Source organism: Rummeliibacillus pycnus (genome assembly GCF_050459865.1).
In the GTDB taxonomy this organism is placed as follows: Bacteria; Bacillota; Bacilli; order Bacillales_A; family Planococcaceae; genus Rummeliibacillus; species Rummeliibacillus pycnus_B.
Genome location: NZ_JBCMNM010000111.1, coordinates 1 through 1,254 on the forward strand (window position 1 = coordinate 1; position 1,254 = coordinate 1,254).

Sequence of the window (1,254 nt, forward strand, 5' to 3'; positions counted from 1 at the left end):
TGAATTATGAAATTGACTCAGTTAATATAGCTTTGGAATTTTTTATCCATCTTTTGTTAGTGGATTTTTAGAATTAGTGGAATTAGTGAATGCGAATTTATTTGTAAATCGGAGTTGTGATGTAGCTTTTTTTTGTAGGTAAAATTTCGAGAAAATCAACATACTGTTGAGGTTTACTGAAAGCTACTTTATATTATATAAGGTTTGAAAAATAATTAGATTAATTCTCGTATTGGTGGATAAGTTGATTAATACCATTTATGACGACTATTTTCTTTAATATTGGACGTTGAATCAGGTACCCATCCTTTTGGAAGGTTTTTACCGTTTTTATTATCCATCAGAATTTGAACCATTTTTTTAATATTCGTTGGGTCCTTTTGTATTACCCATGGGACCATTTCTTCACCCGGACTTTTCCATTCTTCATAAAAAGTTAGGTATTCTACTTTTAATTCAGCTGTTGGATTTACTAAATGAATATGTTTGTTTACCTGACTCAACTTCTAATCTATTAAATTACTAGAGTTTCTTTGTCATGTTATACCATTCTTCTCCACCATGTTCAGATTCAGAAACACCATCGTTTTTATAACCGTGTTTTTCGTAAAAGGGTATTAATGATTCGAGACATGTTAAAGTGACCGCTGAACGATTTTTTAAAGCCGCTTCTTTTTCTAGATAAGATAATAATATTGTTGCTATTCCCTTTTTTCGATGAGTAGGATGAACAGCTAGTCCAAGTATACTTTGGACACCACCGTTTTCTGGATTTTCCTTTGTTTCACTAAATAGGTCATCTGTAATGAATACATTTTCCATAACAGGACCATTTATAAAACCGACAATCTCTCCATTTTCAACTTCTACCAAGAAGGTATCAGGTATCATACGAATACGATTTACGAATGCCACTTCTGTTGCAGCTTCAGCAGGTGTAAAACTTAGATTTTCGATTTCCATTAATCGATCCAAATCTTTCATTTCAACTAGTCTAATCATCTTTTGATACTCCTTATCTATCTGTTTGTATATACAAAGAATCTTATTTCTATTGTTGCGTATAGCTTCTATTATTGCAAATGGATTTTTTTAACTACCCCTCTTTAGTTGAGCAACTTTAAATAATGCATTGTTTAACTTGGCTCTTGATATTTAAAAAAGTTATTGTGCCTAGAGCTTTACACAATATCCCAAAACTCTTTGCTTAGGTATTTTACAAATATGTTATAAACTGAAGTGGAATTAGCTCCG

1 protein-coding gene and 1 pseudogene are annotated in these 1,254 nt (G+C 31.5%); both read right to left on the reverse strand.

Annotated elements, in window-relative coordinates; genetic code table 11:
- Positions 1-287 precede the first annotated feature (287 nt).
- Positions 288-482 (reverse strand): annotated as a pseudogene (locus ABE048_RS19445) (GNAT family N-acetyltransferase); the annotation flags it as partial.
- A 40-nt stretch (positions 483-522) separates the two neighbouring features.
- Positions 523-1,002 carry a GNAT family N-acetyltransferase gene (locus tag ABE048_RS19450; RefSeq protein ID WP_430312956.1) on the reverse strand — a complete coding sequence of 160 codons (480 nt, stop codon included), beginning with the start codon at positions 1,000-1,002 and terminating at the stop codon, positions 523-525.
- Between the last annotated feature and the right edge of the window lie 252 nt (positions 1,003-1,254).